Origin of the sequence: Isobaculum melis (assembly GCF_900111355.1) — a bacterium.
GTDB lineage: Bacteria > Bacillota > Bacilli > Lactobacillales > Carnobacteriaceae > Isobaculum > Isobaculum melis.
In genome coordinates this window covers 78256-98123 of the sequence record NZ_FOHA01000004.1, presented here as the reverse complement: position 1 = coordinate 98123, position 19868 = coordinate 78256, and the positions used below count along the sequence as shown (strand labels likewise).

General features: G+C 35.3%; 20 protein-coding genes and 1 other RNA gene. 5 read left to right on the top strand and 16 right to left on the bottom strand.

From position 1 onward, the window contains the following. Positions 1 to 190 precede the first annotated feature (190 nt). Together BMW29_RS04865 and BMW29_RS04860 are read left to right on the top strand one after the other, a co-directional pair. Entirely contained in the window at positions 191 to 634 is a 444-nt protein-coding gene (locus BMW29_RS04865; protein WP_092650923.1) for a PH domain-containing protein, read from the top strand. Then, complete coding sequence (locus BMW29_RS04860; protein ID WP_092650921.1) at positions 634 to 1125, top strand: hypothetical protein; 492 nt, start codon at positions 634 to 636, stop codon at positions 1123 to 1125. Before BMW29_RS04865 ends, BMW29_RS04860 begins: the two co-directional genes overlap by 1 nt. 80 nt (positions 1126 to 1205) lie before the next feature. Here the strand turns inward: BMW29_RS04860 and BMW29_RS04855 are convergent, their stop codons facing one another. Genes BMW29_RS04855 through BMW29_RS04845 form a run of 3 tightly spaced genes read right to left on the bottom strand, consistent with a single transcriptional unit; the run spans position 1206 to position 2750 of the window. Then, the gene (locus BMW29_RS04855; RefSeq protein ID WP_092650919.1) at positions 1206 to 1622 is read right to left on the bottom strand and encodes an RrF2 family transcriptional regulator; all 417 of its coding nucleotides are present in this window, start codon (positions 1620 to 1622) and stop codon (positions 1206 to 1208) included. 29 nt (positions 1623 to 1651) lie between these two features. After that, positions 1652 to 2359, bottom strand: a complete 708-nt coding sequence (locus BMW29_RS04850) for an LrgB family protein (RefSeq protein ID WP_092650918.1) — start codon at positions 2357 to 2359, stop codon at positions 1652 to 1654. Next, on the bottom strand, positions 2352 to 2750 hold the full coding sequence (locus BMW29_RS04845) for a CidA/LrgA family protein (protein ID WP_092650916.1): 399 nt from the start codon (positions 2748 to 2750) through the stop codon (positions 2352 to 2354). Before BMW29_RS04845 ends, BMW29_RS04850 begins: the two co-directional genes overlap by 8 nt. 189 nt (positions 2751 to 2939) lie before the next feature. Between BMW29_RS04845 and BMW29_RS04840 the strand changes: the two genes are divergently transcribed. After that, positions 2940 to 4238 (top strand): replication-associated recombination protein A, encoded by a 1299-nt coding sequence (locus tag BMW29_RS04840; protein ID WP_092650914.1) that lies wholly within the window; start codon positions 2940 to 2942, stop codon positions 4236 to 4238. Positions 4239 to 4284: 46 nt separating this feature from the next. Next, positions 4285 to 4473: non-coding RNA, 6S RNA (gene ssrS, locus BMW29_RS04835), on the top strand. A 50-nt stretch (positions 4474 to 4523) separates the two neighbouring features. Here ssrS and BMW29_RS04830 read toward each other — a convergent pair. From BMW29_RS04830 to BMW29_RS04810, 5 genes are all read right to left on the bottom strand, one after another. After that, positions 4524 to 5645: an RDD family protein gene (locus tag BMW29_RS04830; protein ID WP_092650912.1), complete on the bottom strand. Its 1122-nt coding sequence runs from the start codon at positions 5643 to 5645 to the stop codon at positions 4524 to 4526. 2 nt (positions 5646 to 5647) lie between these two features. Next, entirely contained in the window at positions 5648 to 6568 is a 921-nt protein-coding gene (locus BMW29_RS04825) for a S49 family peptidase (RefSeq protein ID WP_092650910.1), read from the bottom strand. Positions 6569 to 6795: 227 nt separating this feature from the next. After that, positions 6796 to 8571, bottom strand: coding sequence for an aspartate--tRNA ligase (aspS, locus tag BMW29_RS04820; protein WP_092650908.1), 1776 nt, complete (start codon positions 8569 to 8571; stop codon positions 6796 to 6798). A gap of 21 nt (positions 8572 to 8592) precedes the next feature. After that, entirely contained in the window at positions 8593 to 9921 is a 1329-nt protein-coding gene (hisS, locus tag BMW29_RS04815) for a histidine--tRNA ligase (protein WP_092650906.1), read from the bottom strand. 337 nt (positions 9922 to 10258) lie between these two features. After that, positions 10259 to 11149 carry an ROK family protein gene (locus BMW29_RS04810; protein WP_177165676.1) on the bottom strand — a complete coding sequence of 297 codons (891 nt, stop codon included), beginning with the start codon at positions 11147 to 11149 and terminating at the stop codon, positions 10259 to 10261. A gap of 166 nt (positions 11150 to 11315) precedes the next feature. Here BMW29_RS04810 and BMW29_RS04805 point away from each other — a divergent pair, with 166 nt between their 5' ends. After that, positions 11316 to 12638, top strand: a complete 1323-nt coding sequence (locus BMW29_RS04805) for an N-acetylmuramoyl-L-alanine amidase family protein (RefSeq protein WP_092650902.1) — start codon at positions 11316 to 11318, stop codon at positions 12636 to 12638. A gap of 116 nt (positions 12639 to 12754) precedes the next feature. On the opposite strand, the gene BMW29_RS04800 is transcribed toward BMW29_RS04805, so the two are convergent. From BMW29_RS04800 to BMW29_RS04765, 8 genes are all read right to left on the bottom strand, one after another. Beyond that, the gene (locus tag BMW29_RS04800; protein ID WP_092650900.1) at positions 12755 to 13279 is read right to left on the bottom strand and encodes a transcriptional regulator, SarA/Rot family; all 525 of its coding nucleotides are present in this window, start codon (positions 13277 to 13279) and stop codon (positions 12755 to 12757) included. Between the two features lie 15 nt (positions 13280 to 13294). Further along, complete coding sequence (locus tag BMW29_RS04795) at positions 13295 to 14695, bottom strand: glucosaminidase domain-containing protein (protein WP_177165675.1); 1401 nt, start codon at positions 14693 to 14695, stop codon at positions 13295 to 13297. A 27-nt stretch (positions 14696 to 14722) separates the two neighbouring features. Further along, complete coding sequence (locus tag BMW29_RS04790; protein WP_092650896.1) at positions 14723 to 15589, bottom strand: coiled-coil domain-containing protein; 867 nt, start codon at positions 15587 to 15589, stop codon at positions 14723 to 14725. A gap of 14 nt (positions 15590 to 15603) precedes the next feature. Beyond that, on the bottom strand, positions 15604 to 16203 hold the full coding sequence (locus tag BMW29_RS04785; RefSeq protein WP_092650894.1) for a hypothetical protein: 600 nt from the start codon (positions 16201 to 16203) through the stop codon (positions 15604 to 15606). 17 nt (positions 16204 to 16220) lie between these two features. Next, positions 16221 to 17051, bottom strand: coding sequence for a BsaA family SipW-dependent biofilm matrix protein (locus BMW29_RS04780; protein WP_092650892.1), 831 nt, complete (start codon positions 17049 to 17051; stop codon positions 16221 to 16223). 19 nt (positions 17052 to 17070) lie between these two features. Further along, positions 17071 to 17751, bottom strand: coding sequence for a hypothetical protein (locus BMW29_RS04775; protein WP_092650890.1), 681 nt, complete (start codon positions 17749 to 17751; stop codon positions 17071 to 17073). Positions 17752 to 17789: 38 nt separating this feature from the next. Beyond that, positions 17790 to 18914, bottom strand: coding sequence for a BsaA family SipW-dependent biofilm matrix protein (locus BMW29_RS04770; protein WP_092650888.1), 1125 nt, complete (start codon positions 18912 to 18914; stop codon positions 17790 to 17792). 81 nt (positions 18915 to 18995) lie between these two features. Further along, positions 18996 to 19805 (bottom strand): signal peptidase I, encoded by an 810-nt coding sequence (locus BMW29_RS04765; protein ID WP_092650886.1) that lies wholly within the window; start codon positions 19803 to 19805, stop codon positions 18996 to 18998. Positions 19806 to 19868 lie beyond the last annotated feature (63 nt).

Here is a 19868-nt window from a genome sequence, read left to right as displayed (position 1 = left end):
TTTCTATTATAGCCTAAAGTACATAAAAAGTCATGATTGCTGATTATACAAAATGGAAATAGGCTAGCTTTATTTTAAATATATCATATAATAAAAGGTGAACATCATGAGAAAATACTATGCTTTTAGCATAATATGTCAATTTACAACAGAGAGATGATTAAAATAGATAATTAATGGAGGGTAAAACATGGCAAAATTTGGTTTTGGCAATTTTATTAATGCCACATTAGGTAACTTTAGCGAACGCACAATTGAGGAGCTAACAGAAAAATACGGTGCTTATTTATTTGAAGAAGAAGAAATTACAATGGGATACAAGCTTGTCCGTGACTCGTTGATTTTTACAAATGCTAGAATCATTTTTATTGATAAACAAGGTGCAACAGGTAAAAAAACTTCTTTTAAATCTATTTACCTTTCTTCCATTGTGGATGTTGAAATGGAGACAGCAGGTTTTGGTGTCGATGATAGCGAGATTACAATTACATATCTCAAAAATGTTCATCGCAGAGCTCATACTGAATACTTTGAAACTAAAATGTTTGAATTTCCTAAATCAACGGATATTGTTCCACTTTATACCATGCTAGGTTCAATTGTACTAGATAATAGACAGGAGATTAATCAATAATGAAAAATGGGAAAGCTAAAAAAATTATTTTTTTACTATTCTTATTATTCTTTATTACAGCTTGTCGTCAACAAAAAACTGCTCCTTCTGAAAAAAGAGACAGTCAAATAACTCAAAATAAAAAAGAAGAAAGCGAAGAATCTATTGTTTCCGAGGCTACTCTTTTAAAAATCATCAAAAAGGAAATTCCTGCTGATGATTATTTAGACCAAAAGATTGCTTTTGAATCTATCGCAATGTCTGAGTCCAGTAATCGAGAGAGTTTAGATGGAAAGCGCTATATTCAGGTATATATTGATCATTTAACCTACTTTTTAATGGTTAAAACAGAAGGAATAGACGAAAAGTTTCAGTTTCATGACAATATTACAGTAGTTGGTACCATCAAAGGATTTGAAAGTGCTGAAAATGATCTTGGTAAAACTGAAGTCTTAATTATTGAGCCTGACTACTTAGAAGATAGTAATGGCAATCAATATAAACCCAACTAAGCCACAATTTGATAAACTGTTTGACAATTAGCGTAAAAATAAAGGAGACCACTTCAGTTAAGGTAGTCTCCTTTATTGAATCATATATAAAACATATACCCTTCATCTACTGCATCATCACTCTGATGATCCATTAAATCCTGAATCGTCGTTTCCTTCACAACCAAATTTAATGCTCTTGTCATTCTTTGATAAAGCTCTCTTGTTTCAGGAGGCTCTTTTTCATCACTCTCTAACACCTGAATGGGTCCCTCAAAAACTTGAAATACTTCAGCAACGGTTATCTCTTTTGCTGCACGCGCTAAGTAATAACCACCTTTTGGACCTCGAACACTCTTAATCAGTCCACTTTTTCTTAGAGCATTTGCTAGCTGCTCTAAATACTGAATAGATAAATCATACTTCTCAGCAATACATTTTAAACTTTTCACTTGATTTTGCTCTGCTAAATAAACCACAATCAGCAAGCTATATCTGACCTGTGTTGTTAATTTCATCTTTTCCTCCAATCACAACAATTGTTGTTCTAGAAAAATAATTGATTCACAATTCCCATCATAAATGGTGCCGCAAATACCGTAACAATACCTGTTACACCAATTGCTAAGCCTGCCATTGCACCTTGAACACGGCCCATTTCTAAGGCTTTTGATGTCCCAATAGCATGTGCAGAACTTCCAAGAGCAATTCCTTGTGCGACAGGATCTGTAATCTTAAACCATTTTAAAACAGAAGGCCCGATAATTGCACCTATTACGCCTGTAAAAATAACCATTACCAAAGTCACTGCTGTCACGCCACCCATTTTTTCAGTAATACCCAAAGCAATCGCAGTTGTGACTGATTTTGGCATAATAGAAACAATAATTTTTTGGCCGACTCCGAATAAAATTGCAAAAATACCCGTTAAAAAGGTGCCTAGCAAACTACCAGTAATAATCCCGATACTAATTGATTTCGCATGTTTTTTGAGCAAATGGAACGTCTTATACAAAGGAATAGCCAATGCAACCGTTGCAGGTGTAATCAAGACATTTAACATTTCGCCCCCAATATAATAATTTTCATAAGGAATCTTAAAAACGACTAAAATTAAAATAATCACTGCAATTGAAATAATCAGTGGATTAAATAGTGGAAATGGAAATTTTTTAAAGAATGCCAGAGCAATCAAATAAACAGCCATCGATAAAATCAAACCAAACATTGGGTTACTTGTTAACTCATTATACATGGTTCTCCCCCTTTTTATCTTCCTCTGTTAAATTCACTTTATCCCCTTCAAATCGCAGCTTAATTTTCTGAACCACAACACCGATAAACGCGATAGAAATAGCTGTTGTCAAAACTGAAATAACTAGTAGCGCTAACCAACTGTTCTTGATGACAGAAAAATAAATCATTAAACTGACCCCTGCTGGCACAAATAGAATGGCTAAATTGTCAATTAAAAAGTGCCCGACCACTTCAACATCTTCAAGCTTTACAATATTAAACTGTAAAGCTAAAAACAAGAGCAGCATGCCAATAACACTGCCTGGAACCGGTAAGTTTAATCCTTTCGATGCGATTTCCCCTAGAAAAGAAAAAAGCAAAATATACGTTAATTGCTTATAGATTTTCATAAAATCCCTCCATATTATTCCTGTCTAATATAGCACACTTTTTAGGCTATTTCATTGAAAAATCAAGGTTTTTCTTATGTAAACCTTTTCTTCTAACCAAAACGAAACAAACGTTCTATTTTAGTAGTTTACAATGAAAGAGCATGGTATAATAAAGATATTAAGTTTGTAAAAAAGGAGATGCCTATTATGAAACAACCATTGGCTTACCGGATGCGTCCCACTTCAATTGATCAAATTGTTGGTCAACAGCATCTTGTTGGTGAAGGGAAAATTATTCGTCGAATGGTCGAGGCGGAAATGCTATCATCAATGATTTTATATGGCCCACCAGGTATCGGTAAAACAAGCATTGCCAGTGCTATTGCCGGCTCTACAAAATATGCATTTAGAATTTTAAATGCTGCTACTGACTCAAAAAAAGATTTACAAATTGTTGTGGAAGAAGCAAAAATGAGTGGCACAGTGATTTTACTTTTAGATGAAGTCCACCGTTTAGATAAACCCAAACAAGATTTCCTACTGCCACATTTAGAAAACGGTCGGATTATTTTAATTGGCGCGACTACAGAAAATCCTTACATTTCTATTAATCCTGCAATTAGAAGTCGAACACAAATCTTTGAATTAAAACCATTAGCCTTAGAAGATATTGAAATAGCTCTTTTACGCGCATTACATGACGCTGAGGAAGGCTTAGGTAGCTATCCAGTAGATTTAGAGGAGCAAGCATTACAGCACTTTGCACGAGCAACAAATGGGGATTTACGCAGTTCCTTAAACGCCTTAGAGCTAGCGGTTAAATCAACCAAGCCTGCTACAGACAAAAAAATTCATATTTCGATTGAAACAGCTGAAGAATGTCTACAACGAAAAGCATTGACCCATGATAAAAATGGAGATGCCCATTATGATGTCATTTCAGCATTACAGAAATCTGTTCGTGGGAGTGATGTGAATGCTGCACTTCATTATTTAGCAAGACTAGTAGAAGCAGGAGATTTGCCGATTATTGCAAGAAGAATGATGGTAATGGCTTATGAAGATATTGGCTTAGCTAATCCTGCGGCAGCTGCTAGAACTGTGACTGCCATTCAGGCCGCTGAAAAACTTGGCTTTCCGGAAGCCAGAATTCCCTTAGCCAATGCGATTGTTGACTTATGCCTCTCCCCTAAATCAAATTCGACTTACGTAGCGATTGATGCAGCCCTTGCAGATGTAAGAGCTGGAAAAAGTGGTGAGGTACCCAATCACTTAAGAGATGCACATTATAGTGGTGCAGCCGATTTAAACAGAGGCATTGACTATCAATATCCACACCAATTTCCAAATGCCTGGGTGGATCAACAATATTTACCTGATACACTTAAACATGCTAAGTACTTTGAGCCTAATCATACAGGTAAATATGAGGATGCACTAGCAGCCCAATATGATCAAATTAATCAGAAGAAAAAAATAAAGCAAAAAAATAATCCAAATTTATGAGTATCATTGATTGTAAATTTTTAGCCCCTGTGCTAACATAAAGATAGGAATTCTGAGATGTTTGTTCCGTTCTCATTCGTGTTGACCGAACAATTATTATTACCTTGGGATCCAAACAAGCCATGTGGATAACAAGCCTTTTCATTTGGAAGTTAGAAGCCTGACATAGGAGCCCACCTGCAAACATGCGGGTTCAATACTCAGAGAACCATATAACGGCATTATCGGATTTCCTATTAATAAGTTTATTAAAAAGCCACGCTACTTTATGTAACGTGACTTTTTTTATTTGGCTTGATAGGCCTTAACTAAGCTTCCAGAAACAACGCTTGTTTTAGACACCATATCCACTAAATGTTGCTTTTTCGGTGTGAGACCAACCATTAAATAAAGTGGTAACAAGATTTTTTGACAATAACGGCCTAGGCCTTCTCTTAAAAAGATTGCGCCCCATGTTAATTTTCCGCCTGTTAAAGAGACCACTCTTAAATCAAAAATCATTTTTCCAATTGTTTGTCCATTATTTATCTTAGTAAATAACACAAAGTATAACACAAAGACAAGTACTTGAATGTATTGACTAAGGGAAAATGGTCCAATTAATAAAGAAACATTCGCGGCTTCCTTCAATTGATTCACAACAATTCGATGAAAACTACTCACCATTAAAATATCCACTAAATAGGCAAACATCCGCATCCAAAAACCTGCATATACAACATTTGGGTAAACTGCAGCTGGCTCTTGTACCTGCTCAGCTTCATTCATTTCAATAGCCGGAGCCATTTCTTCTTGTATGATTACTTGCTCTTTGGTTTCTGTTGCTACAGCATTTACTTTTTTATGTTTTTTTCTACTTGATCTTGGTGGCAGTGGAAGAGCCGCTACCTCTGGTTCAATTTGCTTCTGCTTCAACCGTTGTAATTCAGCAAAAATTTCAGATGTTTCTGTTTGAACAGGCACCATTTGCTGTTTTTCCACAGTATCTTCTTGCAACACTTCAACTTCAGCAAATTCCTTATAAGCCAATTGCTCTGCTTCCATATCAGACTCTCGACATAATCTTTCTAACTCAGCACGATGAATTTCAGAATAAGAAGCTGCATCTTCCATTTCACTTTCTTGTTCTGTAAACAACTCTTCATCAATTTCACCTAATAATTTAGAAATTTCTACCTTTTCTTCCTCAATTGTACGTTCTTTTATGCCACTTCTTAAATCATGATTTAAAATAGCATTTTGAATATTCAATGGAAAATCAGTTAAATTTAAATCTTCCATATGCAAAACAATATCTTCTTCATTTTCCTCATGTTTTACTGTTTCATTGTGATGAATTCCTGGAAAAGGCGTCACATTATGCCCAAATCCAGCAGAATCTTTGTCTTCTTTATAAAAATCTGGCATAATTACTCCCCTCCATATAAATACATCATTTGTGGTATATCTGAAACATTAGGCTGTTGCTCTTGTTCATTTTTGAGCTGTAATATTTGAAGCATTTTATCAGTCATCATGTTAGATACAGTTGGATTGGATGGTTGATACATAAAAACTTCTGCATCCTCCAATTGATGATCATTCATCAATACCGCTAAAGCATCCTGTTCATTGCCTATTTCATCAATTAAACCATTCTTTTTGGCTTCATTTCCATTAAAAATACGACCATCAGCTAGAGCGGTTATTTTATCTTTAGGTATCTCTCTACTTTGACTCACAATATCAAGAAAACGAAGATAAGAGTCATTCGTTGTTTTTTGTACAACTTCTTTATTAGGACTATCAGCGTTCTTCATTGTTGCTTGAATAAATCCTGTTATCGTTTCATTTGAAGCAAATAACTTATCTCCACTAGTTGCAATAAAATAACTACCACCAGTTGCGATATTTTTCATTGCTACATAAATTGGAATAGCTTGTGTCTTTTGAATTTCAAGCAAGCGTTCACGAACTTGATTGCTTTCATAGGCACCACCACCTGGTGAATTCAGTACCAATAAAACACCACCAATTGTTTGGTCTTTTTTTATGGCTGTTAATTCTTCTAAAATAATTTCATGGTCATAACCATTTGTAGCAGATTGTGGGTTATTGACAATGGTGCCATCAATATTTAAGATCACAATTCGTTTTTTAGAATTACCTTTATGGATTATTTGTTCGGTTAAGGCTTCATCTTGATTATCAAACTGATCAAGTAGAGCAGTTGCTGCAGCTTTATCACCTTGAATAGCGGAGACAACATTTTTCACTGTTTCGATTGAAACAAATGAAAAGACAAAAATCGCTATTGCTAAGACAATCGCTAACCAACGTTTTTGACTCATTTTTTCCGCCTCCTTCTCTCAAGTGATTGCATTAATTCTTTACTAAAATTTAAAAAATGCCATATATACTCCATTGTTACAAAAAAAAGCAATTTTAGCAAGAAATATCTTTGTTTTCATCTACTAGTCTTTAGGAAAGCATACACTCAAAGGGAAATACTTCCTATTTAAAAGAGTTAGACACCATAAAAAAACGTCATTTAGTTCAACTAAATGACGTTCAAATCTTATTCTCCAGCTTCTTCTATTGTTATTTCAAGCGCTAATTCTTGAAGTTGAGCAGTTGCTACCTCACTTGGTGCCTCAGTTAATGGATCAGCTGCACGCCCATTCTTAGGAAAGGCAATCACTTCTCTAATATTATCTTTACCCGCAAGTAACATTACCAAACGGTCTAGGCCTAAGGCAATCCCCCCATGTGGTGGAAAACCATATTCTAGTGCATCTAATAAGAAACCAAATTGTGCTTTTGCTTCTTCTTCTGTAAATCCTAAAGCAGCAAACATTTTTTCTTGGACTTCCCGTTGATAGATACGGAGTGAACCGCCTCCAAGTTCATAACCATTTAAGACAATATCATAAGCTTCAGCATACACCGCACCTGGATCAGTTTCTAGCAATGAAATATGTTCGGCTTTTGGCATCGTGAATGGATGATGCGCTGAAGTATAGCGACCATTTTCTTCATCATACTCAAGTAATGGCCAATCTACAATCCATAAAAATTCAAAGACAGATTCATCAATCAAATCTAAATCTCTTGCTAATCTTCCACGTAATGCACCTAGCGCATCTGCTACAACTGATTTTTGATCAGCAACAAATAATAGTAAGTCACCTGGCTCTGCAGCCAAACGCTCAATCAAAGCTGCTGCATCTGCTTCAAAGAATTTGGCAATTGGTCCTTTTAAGCCTTCTTCTTCAACTTTTAACCAAGCAAGCCCTTTGGCACCATAACGCCCAACGAATTCACCCAAGGCATCAATGTCTTTTCTTGAATAGTTTGCGGCAGCTCCTTTAGCATTAATGGCTTTTACTTCACCACCATTTGCAACTGCACCACTAAAGACTTTAAAATCAGAATTTGCGACAAGGTCACTAATTTGTTGTAATTCTAAATCAAAACGAACATCAGGCTTATCACTACCATAACGATCCATGGCTTCATCATAAGACATACGAGGAAGTGGTAATTGTAATGTGACACCTTTTGTTTCTAACATGACCTTAGCAAGCATTTCTTCTGTCATTGTTTGAATTTCCTCAGCAGATAAAAAGCTCGTTTCAATATCAACTTGTGTAAATTCAGGCTGTCTATCTCCACGTAAATCCTCATCACGGAAGCAACGAACGATTTGATAATAACGATCAAATCCTGCCCCCATTAATAACTGTTTAAATAATTGTGGTGACTGAGGCAAAGCATAAAAATGACCTGGATGTACACGAGAGGGTACAAGATAATCCCGTGCGCCTTCTGGTGTTGATTTGGTTAAATAAGGCGTTTCAGTATCTAAAAAGCCTTGTTCATCTAAATAATTACGAATCGTTTTTGTTGTTTGATGACGTAATTTTAAGCTATTTGCCATTTCTGGTCTACGTAAATCAAGATAACGATATTGCAAACGAAGCTCATCTGAAACACTGACACCATCTTCAATGTAAAACGGTGTTGTTTTAGCTGTATTTAAAACCGTCATTTCCTTGACTTCAACTTCAATTTTACCTGTTGAAATATTAGGATTAATGGCTGCCTCAGCTCTAGCAACCACCGTTCCAGTTACCTCAAGTACATATTCGCTACGCACCTGTTCCGCACCTGTTAAGGCCTCTTTTGAGAAATCAGGATTGAATACCACTTGCACAATGCCCTCTCTATCTCTTAAATCAATAAATATTAATCCACCTAAGTCACGACGTTTTTGAACCCACCCTTTTAAAGTAACTGTTTGTCCTATTTGTGCTTCAGAAACCTGACCACAATAAATTGTTCGTTTGCTCATACTGTAATCTCCCTTCGTCTATTAGTCTTCCTTATTAAAAAATTCATTAAATGCGGTCATATCTGTTGTTTGGATATTATAAAATTTTCTAAAATCTTGATAAATTTCAGCTAAAGGTACTTCAACTTCTTTACCAGATGCTAAGACCTTAAATCTTGCGACACCCTTTTCAAGCTCATCTTCACCAATGATAAGCACTGTTTTTGCTGCTAATTTATCAACTACTTTAAATTGACCTTTCATTTTGCGATTAAGATAATCGCGTTCTGCAGATAAGCCAGCATCTCTAGCAGCTTGAACCAGCTTCAAGGATTCAATATTGGTTGCTTCCCCTAATCCCATGATATAAACTTCAACTTCATGTAAGTCAGGAATCTTCACATTTTCAGTATCTAATACCATTAATAAACGCTCAACACCAAGTCCAAAACCAAAACCAGGCGTAGCAGGTCCACCAATTTCTTCTACTAAACCATTGTATCGTCCACCAGCACAAATCGTAGTTGCAGTCCCACCAAATGCAGGTGCATCACTCATAATTTCAAAAATCGTATGATTATAGTAATCTAACCCACGAACCATTGTCGCATCCACTTCATATGGAATTTCCAAAGCTTCTAACATGGTTTTAATCGTTTCAAAATACGTTTTAGAGGGTTCATTTAAATAATCCAAGATAGAAGGTGCTTGCGCCACAATTTCAATATCTTTTGGATCTTTACTATCTAAAATACGCAAAGGATTTTTTTCAAAACGACGCTTAGAATCTTCACTTAATACCTCAAAATGAGGAGTTAAATAAGCAAGTAAAGCTTCTTTATGCGCAATCCGACTTTCAATATCCCCCAAAGAATTAATGATTAATTTTAGATGCTTCAAACCTAATTGATCAAATAAACTCATAGCTAAGGCAATGACTTCTACATCAGTCGCTGGATTATCGCTACCAAAAGCTTCTACACCAAGCTGGTGAAATTGACGCATTCTACCATTTTTAGGACGTTCATAGCGAAACATTGGTCCCATATAATAAACTTTATAAGGCTTGGTATGCTCTGGTCCAAATAACTTATTTTCAACATAAGCGCGAACGACTGGGGCTGTTCCTTCTGGTCTTAAAGCAACATGACGATCGCCTTTATCATAAAAATCATACATTTCTTTTGACACAATATCCGATGTTTCCCCAACACTTCTTGAAAATAAATCATAACTTTCAAAAATGGGTGTGCGTACTTCTTGAAATTGATAATCAGCAAATGTCATTCGTGCAATCTCTTCTACATATTGCCATTTTTTTGTTTGATTTGGTAATAAATCAGCGGTTCCTCTTGGTTTTTGAATTGCCATTTTAATCTTCTCCTTTTCTTTTGATAAACAAAAAAACCCGCACTTAGATTCATTCATCTAAGGACGAGTTGTTAATTCCACACGTGGTACCACCTTTTTTTAGAAGCAAGCGAGCTGCTTCCCTTAACGATTAACGCTCGTAACGTAGTAGCTTTGCACTACTAACTCTCCAGAGTGTCCTTCAATAAACGAATGGGTAAACTGCTTTCAGCTAAGGCAGTTCTCTCTTGTACTCATCTCACATTTATTTACTTTTTCCTTCATCGAGAAATATTCTATCTATTTACACAAGATTACAAGAATATGCCCTACTTGTCAAGGAAAGAACGGACTTCTTTCACAATAAATCGTTTTTAACTAAATAATGATACATGGCACCATAAAGATTGGCATCATTATAGAAGGTACAGTTCACAACTTGAGGTGAGGCCAGATGAAAAGGGTTCATTTTTTTGATTTTCTCAATGCCTTTTTTTATTCCTGTTATGACCATGGGTTGACTACTAATGCCGCCACCAATTGCTATCAGCTCAGGATCGAAAATATATTGTAAATTCATCACTTGATTGGCTATTGCTAGACAGTAGGCATCAAAAATAGGCATAACCTCTGCATCATTAGCTTGAATATGGTCAAAAGCACGTTCACCCCCTGCGGCTACTTCTCCTTTTGCTACTAATACTTTTTGAATCATTCGAACCGAAGAACAAACACTACCAGCATAAATTCCTTTCCCAGTTGTACAATCCATCTCAGAAGCTACAAAGCTCAATTCCCCTGCTAGCAAATGCTGTCCATGTAATAACTGTCCATTAACAATGATACCGCCGCCTAAGCCACTACCGAGCACCAAAACAGCTGCTTGCTGCTTTCCTTTGATACTTCCTAACCATAACTCAGCCAAAGCAGCACATTTCCCATCATTTTCAATCGTTGCTGGCAATTGAAATGCTTGCCAAATTTCTGCTATTAAATTTTTCCCATCTAAATAACGTAATGAACCGCCAAATTTAATCTCACCATTATTAGGTTGAATTATCCCTGGACAACTCATTGCAATCCCTATAATGTCTTTTCTATGTATCTGAATAATTGAGAAAAAAAGCTGAAGAAATGTATCATAGCAACTTTTAGGAGAAGCTACCTTATCCTTTTTGATGATTTTCCCATGTTGATTCATTAAACTATATTTTATAAAAGTCCCACCAATATCGAAAACTAAGTACATCATTTCCTCCTCTTTTTACCCTTTTTACTTCATTATAACGAGTTCTCTCATTAAATTCACTAAAATACCTCTTTCAGGCGATATTTATTTGTGCTAAAATCTATATTGAAGTATAATAATAAGGACAAACTCACCAATGATAAAGAAAGATTTGGGGAATATATAAATGAAGAAAAAAAATCAAACAAAATTTCAGACTAGCTTGTCTGTTTTTCTAATTGTCTTTATGCTCCTTGCCAGTACAATCATTTCAACAATTGTACTAGCAAATGTTCAAACAATTAGAGTAGAAGCCAATGTTGTCAATATCCGAACGGGTCCTGGACTCTCCTATGATATTTTATCTCAAGTGAGACAAGGAGACATTTTAAATGTCATTGATGAAGAAAATGAATGGTATAAAGTACGATTAAGCAATGACCGTGTTGGTTGGATTGCTAGCTGGCTGATTTCAAATGTTGATGTCAGTGTTGCGAGTAATACAACAGGTACTATTAATGTAAATGCTGTAAATGTTCGTGATCGTCCAACAACTGCAAGTGATATTATAGGAAAAGCAACAAAAAATGAGAAAATGATTATTTTATCGCAAGAAAATGGCTGGACACAAATTCAGTATAATAATAATGTTGCTTGGATTAGCTCTGAATTCATCACACTTGAAGGTTCTCCAACTCAGGAAACGGCAATCACTGATAAAGAAGAAACAACTGAAACACCAATGGTTCAAACGGTTACGGTTCGTTCTGATAACACAAAAGTCAGAAGTGATGCCTCAATTGAAAGTAGTATTATTACAACTGCATCCGCAGGAGATACTTTTAATTATCGAGAAACAAAAGGTGATTGGTATTTTGTAGAAGCTACAGATGGTACTACTGGTTACATTGCCAACTGGGTTGTAGACTTATCTCAAACTGAAGAAGCTGCACCTATTGCAAAGGTTTCTTCTCTTGCAGAAGCAACTATTGTGATTGATCCTGGTCATGGTGGTGAAGATCCTGGTTCGACTTCACAAACTAATTACTATGAGAAAGAAATTACCCTAAGTACTGCTGAAGCTGTTGCTGAAAAATTAAGAGCTGCTGGTGCAAATGTTGTCTTAACCAGAACAGCAGATGAATATGTTACCTTAAAAGAACGTGCACAAATCAGTCAAGAAATGAGTGCTGACTTATTTATTAGTATTCATTATGATTCTACTGAACAGGTTAACGCTGTATCTGGCACAACCACTTATTATTATGGTTCAAAAGAAAAAGCTGCTGCAGATTCGATTAATGATGCATTAGAAAATACGCTCCCATTAGATAATTTAGGCGTTCGTAAAGGAAACTTTTATGTGCTAAGAGAGAACACACAACCATCAATTCTTTTAGAATTAGGTTATATGAGCAGCGAAAATGATTCAGCTGTTGTAAACTCTAATCAATATCGAACAAAAGTTGCAAATGGTGTATATGAAGGTTTAACAGACTACTTCAAATAAACAAAAGCTTGCCATTAAGATTTTTCTTAATGGCAAGCTTTTTAGTTTGTAATGAAAAAAGACCTTTTAACCTCTAGCAAGGTTTTAAAAGTCTTTTAAATAGCGCGGTCATTTAGCTACATAATATCTGTTGCATTTGAAAAGTATTCAAACATATCTCTACCAAAAGTACTATAAATTAAACTTTGTGTATCAGAAAAGCTTGGTTTTAAGCCAACTAAACTCTCAATTTTTTCTAATCCACCTTCTAGCATACTTTCTTCAAAACTGATTGATGTATCTACTTCATTAAGTAATTCTCTTCCCTCTTCAGTAATAGTAACGATGGTTACGCGAGTATCTTCAACATCTTTTTCTAAATGTACAAGCCCTCTTTTCTTCAAACTTTGAGAACTATTTAACGCAGTGGATACATGCATCAAACCATAGCTTGAAACATCCGTTACACGACATGAGTCTTTTTTCGCTACCACACGTAAAATACTATACTCATTAATCGTCAGGTGATGCCCTCTTAAATGATCTTGCCAATCTTGCTCTACGATACGCCACATTGCTTTTGCTAACCAAAATAATTTACTGTGGTACGCTAAACCCGGATCTACCGTCAATTCTTCTTTGCTTGTCATTTCATTCATCATTAAACTTTCCTCCTCTTATAACATGTCTTTTTGTTGATTGGTTGTTTTTTGAATTGTTAGGTGCTGACCTATAAATAGGACATTCTGGGTCAAACCATTCATTTTTTTCAATGTTCTTGGATTCATTTGATAACTTTTCGCAATACTTTGAAGTGATTCTTTTCCTTGAACAATGTGTTGAATGGTTCTTGTTGCTTTGTCTAGCACAACTTGTTCTGTTGTTTTTGCCTCTTGTTTATTTATTGGTTCAGGGAAACCAACAATCAACTCTGTTCCTGTATAGATGAGGTTTGTTTCTAATTGATTCCAAGCTTTGATTTCATCTACGCTAACACCATACTGTTCCGCAATCTCCCATAAGGTATCATCTGCTTGAACAATATGATAAACCGGCTTTTGTTTTGGTACATCATCAAATTGGGTAAGGTTATAACATTCAATTAAGCCATTCAATTTTGCTGCATATCGGGTATCTGTTGCATATCTTCCAGTTAACCATTTTGTGGCATCTTTATAACTGGTTGTATTGCTTCTCCATACCCCTTTATAATAATCCGCATTGAAACCAGGACCATCTTTTATGACTTTTGCATAGTCTAAGAAAGACTCCTTATAGCTTGGGTATTTTCTAAATTGACTACTAATAGAGAACAGATCTCCTCTACCGTTGTCTTCTTGTGTCTTCATTTTAACTGTGCTACCTTGATAATTTCCTTTCACTCCGAATAGATTATGATTAGGTGCTTTAGATAAGCTACTACCACCTGAACCACTTTCTAAGATGGCTTGTGCAATCATCACGGATGGATAAAGATCATTAGCTGTACCTACTTCCACTGCTGATGGCGCCACAGATGCAATAAACTCTTCTGTTGTTTGTGTCTTCGCATAATGAATGCTCTCTTCCTCTGGTTCTAGCTCTGAAGAAGCTTCGTTTTTTGAAGGTATTGGCGCTGCTGGTGCTTGTTTAACAGGTTGTTTAGGTGCAACAGGTTTAGGACTTTGCGGTTGTTGAGCAGGCGATGGCACCACAGGTGCTTTTACTGGCGGTGTCGGAGCCACTTCTTTTGGTGGCGTTACAGGAATGACTTCTTCCTTTTCCGGATTTGTTTGCTCGCCAGTTTCCTCTTCTTTTGGTAGCTCTTCTGAAGGGATTTCTTCCTTAGGTTCTTCACTTTCAACTTTTTCTATAGGAACTTCTAAGTTCTTTAATGACACCTGCTCTTCACTTAAAGCTTTCACAGTTGTATGACTACGAGTTGCGGTTTCATTTGCACTTGCTTTAACTGAAAATGAAGGAAGAGCTAGCGTGCTCAACAGTAAAGTCGTACTCAAAAAAGCTGTTCCTTTTTTGAATGTTTGATTTTGTCGATTCCTTCTCAGTTCTTCCATTCGTTCTTTTCTTGTTGGATACACTGATGCTTCACTTCCTTCCATTTACTGTTAATCAGAGATACGCGTAATTTGATTTTGCAAGTTTGAAAAGACTTGATTGGCTTCATGTTGTGTCATTTCTAGTTGTTGATTCAAGTTTTTCGCTTTTCCTTTAACTTGTTCTAATTCTTCATAGGCATCACTCTTAATTTGAACTGCTTCTTTAATCGCATCGTCTAACATTTTCTTCGCTTTTAATTTTGCTTCAACTAGCACTTCTGCTATTTCCGCTTTTTCTTCACTTAAACGCGTATCTACTTGTTCATGTGACATTTTCAGAACATTGATTTCATTGCGTGCTGATTTCAATTGTTCTTCTAAGATACGTGTTTGCTCGCTTGTTCCACGAGTTGACATAGTCGGCTGAACTGGAGCTGGTGCGCGACGCTGCTCTTCTTGAAGTTGTAACAATTGGTATTCTTTCATAGCCAATTCTTGTTTCAAAGCTTCATACTGACTTTGTTCTTGGGCTAAGTTTTGGCTTAATTGTTCCATTTTTTCAGTTGAAACATAGTTTTCTGTCATTTTATCAGTCTCCGCAATTTGTTGTTCTAAGCGACTATTCTTTTCAGACAAACGTTCAATCGTTTTTTCATATTGAGCTAATTTGTCTTCTAAGCCTTCATAATGTTTTGGCAAAGCTTTCGTTGCATAAATTTCTTTTTCTAATTGTTTCTTTTCTTCAGAAATTTTCTTTAATGCATCTACACATTCCATGAGTTTGCTTTGCATGTCTCTGTTTTTATTGGTTAAGCGTTCGATTTCATCTTCATAAGCTTCAAAGATGTCTTCTTGTTTGTTTTTCTTGCTTAATACCTTAGGAAGCCAGCTTTTATTTTCCTCATCTAACGTTCTGTGTACGCGTTTTTCCTCCATGATTTATTCACTCCTTACTCAGTTAATTTTTTGTTAATTTTATCTCGAGCACTATTTGGTGGGATTTCATCATTCCACCATGCTTTGCTAAAACCGCCTGCTGTTGTATTGATTCCTTCTACTTTTACTTCGAAATCAAACTGACTATCTTTATATTTAGCATCAATATTCGCATCAATCACTATTTTTGAAAGAAGATTTTGTGTGGTTGCTCCTGGTTCCAATTTTTTCAAATAATAATAATAACCATCATCACCATACATCCAGTTCGTTGTATCTAAATCCGTATACTTAAACTGTTTTGGATGTTGTGCTTCTAGTGTTATCTTATTTTTATCAATAATTGTAGGAAACAACATGACACGAACATAAGAAGCATTGTTTGCTACATTTTTAACTGCTACTCTTTTGGTTATCTCTGCATTTGGTACTAAAGGATTGGGAATTACATCTGATCCATCATTTACCAATTCTAATTCCAAATTTCCTACTTGATAATTTTTCGCTTGTTTATCCTCATCTTTAAATGTTGCTTGTGTATTTAACAAAAGCAAACTAAAGCAAAGAATAAAAAGTGAACCAAAGAAGCCAAGTATGATTAGTCTTTTTTTCATCCGATTATCCTCTCCTTTTAGTTTGTTCTGTTCATAATTTTGGGATTTATAAGCTCATAAACTTTACTAGTAGTTTGTGATAAACCCCATGTATCTAAGGCACCTTCGGTAGCTGATACAGCTTCCAAATTAATTCCTAAGTCATAAAGAGTCGCTTTTAAAGCATTAGGTGAATCTGCTGATAACTCTAAGTCTGCTAACAAAATTTCTGTTGCTTTTCCTGGTTCTACAAATTGGGAGTAGTAAAAATAACCATCTTCATATACCCAGAATGCTTTATTTATATCAGCTGGTGGAATAGGCCAATCCTTTAATACACCAAATTTTAGATTCATATATTTTAGTAGTTTTGTATTAGCACGAGCTGGATCCTTCAATAAATAAGGTCCTTTTTCTACTTCTTTACTCTTTAATTTTAATTGACCATAAGAAAAAGTCTCGCCTTTTTTCCATGTAGCTACATCATCTTCTTTAATCGTAACAGGGGGATTACCCGCTTGCCTTAACAAATTCCCATTACCTTTTCCCACACCGTCAGTTGTATCAATTTCAAATGACAACATATGCTCATCAAAGGATACTCTGACAATTGCTGGCACATTAGATGTATTTTCTACACGAATATCTTTTTTGACACTTAAGCCAGGCTGCCAATCTTTTTTATCTTTAAATAGTTCTTGTATTCTGACACTTAGATAACCTGCTGTAAAATGATTTTCTATATTGTCTTCAGTAACAAGCCAAGAATATGTACTACCTACCACTAATACAATCGAGAAGGTTAAAGTAAAAAAGAATAAGAGAAAACGGTAGCTCAGACGGGTTATTACTTTTCTTAAAAAATCCATAGCTTACACTTCCTCACGTTTAATTTTCGTCTTCTTTTTTGCTTTTCTTCTTGAGTAAAAAGAGGAAAATAGCAATTAGGAAAAGACCTGCACAAATTCGGTAAATAGCATTTCTCCACTCTTCACCAGTATGAGGTAAGAATCCTTTAGGACCTTCAGGTTTTTCTTTTGGCGTATATTCATCTTGTCTTGCGGTAAAATTCCATTGAATATTTGCAATATTTTTTTCAGTTAAATATTCACTGGTAATATTTCCAGGCAATGTGAAAGTTGCTTCAATAACTTCGCTGTCTCCATATTCAAAGCGACCAATTTCTAATTTTTCAGCAGAAATATCTATATTTCCTTTACCGCCTAAATTCCCTTCATATAAAACATTCCCTTTATACGTAATAACTAAAGAAACTTTATCAAATAAATTTAATTTCCCATCATTCGATAGCGGTTCTACCTGTAAATATAAATAAAAAGGTTTTTTTTCTTCCAAATTACGAACAGAGATCTCTTTTGTAAATTTATCTCCTGGTTCCATGTCAGTAGCTTCAATGAAATACTTACCTTGTCCATCAGCATTTATTCCTTTTTCATCAGCTATAATCAAACCAGGAGGGAGATGAGTCTCCGCAGCAGAAACTGGTTTGGCAAACAACATCGTTGTTATAAGTAAAATTAAAACCAATATATTCTTCTTCGGTTTCATCACACTTCCTCCTTTACTTTGATTAAATCTCTAACATATTATTTACTAAATGCGCCTGCAGCTTTCATTGCATCGAAAATTAATGCTTTGTCTCCTGCTGGAGTTTCTCCGAATGCCCAACCGCCTGCATCAGTAGCTTTAATAGCTGCTTCTTCAGCTTGTAAACCAGTTGCATGAATATCTAAAATAGCATCCATTAAACTATATACTTCTTTTGCACTATCTAATAAAGTAACTGATTTAATTAATTGTGGAGATTCTCCGCCTGCTTGGATTTGTCCAATATAGTAGAAATAACCATCTTTTTCGTTATAGAACCATTTGTTTGCTTCAGGTGTTGTTGAATTTCTTGTTACAGCATCATTATTAAATTCAATCTTCATTAATTTGCCATGGTCATTAACAAATGTACCAGTTAAAGCATCTGCTTTAACATCAAATACATCAACAAATTTAGGAGAAACTGTATAAGATGGAGTTCCAGCTGTTGGATTAGCCCAATCTAATTCTTTATGTTCTTTTTCTGCATAGAAAGCAAATGTAATTGCTGGGTCAATATAAACTTTTCCAGCAACTGTTTTAATACCATCTGTTGGTACGTTTACTTTTTGTGCTTTACCGTTACCAAGATCACGATAAGCTACATAAGTTCTAATTGTTTTTGTTGCATCAGTTGCATCTGCAACTTCTTTGTATTTTACAGTAAGACCATTATCTAATGCCGCAACACCAGAAGGGTCTAAATCGCCAACAGCAACAGTGTTCCAAGTGCTATAAAGTGCTGTAGGAACTTCTTTAGCAACCCATTTTGGGTCAATAGAAGCTAATTCAGCAATAGTTGCATCTTTCATTGCTGGTTTAGTTGCATCTGTACCATCCGCTTTTAATTGATCTAGAACTTCTCTAAAGTTCACACGAACGATAAATGGGCTATCACCCAAGTTTTGAATGCTTACTTCTTTCACGATTTTCTCACCTGGTTGCCAGTTTTCTGGCTTTTTAAAGATCTCGTTGATGTGTAAGCTATCATCTGTTATACGTTTTGTAGAGAACTCATTCTCCACGTTCTTACTAGCTGTCCACCAAGCAAATGTTGCACTAACAATTGCTAGCATTGCGAACAACGCAACAACTGTTAATTTCTTTTTCTTGTTTTTTTTCATCAAAAAAACCTCCTATAATAATATATATGTATATCAAGCTCTATTAAGAGCTTCATACCCGTTAATTAATTCTTCGCAACATTAAATCTCTTCTTTTGAAAAATAATGTTTGATTGCAAAGATAAAACCAAAAAATGAAATAATAAAGACTAAGCTGACCACAAAGTTATTTCTAACGAATAAAATCAATGGTCCAACTTTAGGTATTGTGAATATTTTTTTCCCTGATACTAGTTTTGCATTGAAGGGCGAATCATTTATTTCATTCGCATCCCCTTTAGTCATCAGAAATTCACCTTGTTCGCCATTTAAATCAGAAATTTTTTCAACAATTCTATGTGTTAAGTATGCTTTGCTTTCTTCACCAGGAGAAAAAGTAATGACATCTCCAACCTTTAAATCAGCATATGGTGTTTTTTTCACTATAAGAATATCACCAGCTGCAAAGCCATCTTTATGTTCACTTCCATCACTCAACATTGAATTTGTCTTAACTGTATAAACCTGAAAGCCTAAAAAGTCTTTCTGTTGATTACCATTTAAAGCAAATAATGCAGAACCTGATATCAATAGCAAAATAAAAGCATAAAACAAAACATCAAATACTATTTTCATGGTTTTTTTTAAACCAGTTGGCTTCTTATTCGCAACTTTCGTTTGCTGTCTTTCAGCTGAACGTTTAAAGTTCTCTTTTGAATTGCGCGCTTCCGTTCTATTTACTGTATTGTTTTTTGAAGGACGCGTTTTACTTTTTTCATTATGTATATGTATAGGTACAAATTTTTCTTTCTGAGAAACAACTGGTTGTTTTTGTGGTTTGTTATTCTCTTCATTGACGTTTCCATATTCTTCCGAAATGCTTTCAATTAATTTATCAATATTATCTGTCAATACTTTCACTCCCTGCTCTTAATTTAAGTACAATCATAGGGACAGTGCAATAAACACTTGTTT

What these genes read in the sequence shown, in the direction of transcription:
- BMW29_RS04810 (WP_177165676.1), bottom strand. Translation starts at nt 11,149, where the DNA reads ATGTACTTAGTTTTCGATATTGGTGGGACTTTTATAAAATATAGTTTA.
- BMW29_RS04805 (WP_092650902.1), top strand. Translation starts at nt 11,316, where the DNA reads ATGAAGAAAAAAAATCAAACAAAATTTCAGACTAGCTTGTCTGTTTTT.
- BMW29_RS04790 (WP_092650896.1), bottom strand. Translation starts at nt 15,589, where the DNA reads ATGGAGGAAAAACGCGTACACAGAACGTTAGATGAGGAAAATAAAAGC.
- BMW29_RS04830 (WP_092650912.1), bottom strand. Translation starts at nt 5,645, where the DNA reads ATGCCAGATTTTTATAAAGAAGACAAAGATTCTGCTGGATTTGGGCAT.
- BMW29_RS04785 (WP_092650894.1), bottom strand. Translation starts at nt 16,203, where the DNA reads ATGAAAAAAAGACTAATCATACTTGGCTTCTTTGGTTCACTTTTTATT.
- BMW29_RS04860 (WP_092650921.1), top strand. Translation starts at nt 634, where the DNA reads ATGAAAAATGGGAAAGCTAAAAAAATTATTTTTTTACTATTCTTATTA.
- BMW29_RS04840 (WP_092650914.1), top strand. Translation starts at nt 2,940, where the DNA reads ATGAAACAACCATTGGCTTACCGGATGCGTCCCACTTCAATTGATCAA.
- aspS (WP_092650908.1), bottom strand. Translation starts at nt 8,571, where the DNA reads ATGAGCAAACGAACAATTTATTGTGGTCAGGTTTCTGAAGCACAAATA.
- hisS (WP_092650906.1), bottom strand. Translation starts at nt 9,921, where the DNA reads ATGGCAATTCAAAAACCAAGAGGAACCGCTGATTTATTACCAAATCAA.
- BMW29_RS04850 (WP_092650918.1), bottom strand. Translation starts at nt 2,359, where the DNA reads ATGTATAATGAGTTAACAAGTAACCCAATGTTTGGTTTGATTTTATCG.
- BMW29_RS04865 (WP_092650923.1), top strand. Translation starts at nt 191, where the DNA reads ATGGCAAAATTTGGTTTTGGCAATTTTATTAATGCCACATTAGGTAAC.
- BMW29_RS04855 (WP_092650919.1), bottom strand. Translation starts at nt 1,622, where the DNA reads ATGAAATTAACAACACAGGTCAGATATAGCTTGCTGATTGTGGTTTAT.
- BMW29_RS04780 (WP_092650892.1), bottom strand. Translation starts at nt 17,051, where the DNA reads ATGGATTTTTTAAGAAAAGTAATAACCCGTCTGAGCTACCGTTTTCTC.
- BMW29_RS04825 (WP_092650910.1), bottom strand. Translation starts at nt 6,568, where the DNA reads ATGAGTCAAAAACGTTGGTTAGCGATTGTCTTAGCAATAGCGATTTTT.
- BMW29_RS04770 (WP_092650888.1), bottom strand. Translation starts at nt 18,914, where the DNA reads ATGAAAAAAAACAAGAAAAAGAAATTAACAGTTGTTGCGTTGTTCGCA.
- BMW29_RS04800 (WP_092650900.1), bottom strand. Translation starts at nt 13,279, where the DNA reads ATGATGAATGAAATGACAAGCAAAGAAGAATTGACGGTAGATCCGGGT.
- BMW29_RS04775 (WP_092650890.1), bottom strand. Translation starts at nt 17,751, where the DNA reads ATGAAACCGAAGAAGAATATATTGGTTTTAATTTTACTTATAACAACG.
- BMW29_RS04845 (WP_092650916.1), bottom strand. Translation starts at nt 2,750, where the DNA reads ATGAAAATCTATAAGCAATTAACGTATATTTTGCTTTTTTCTTTTCTA.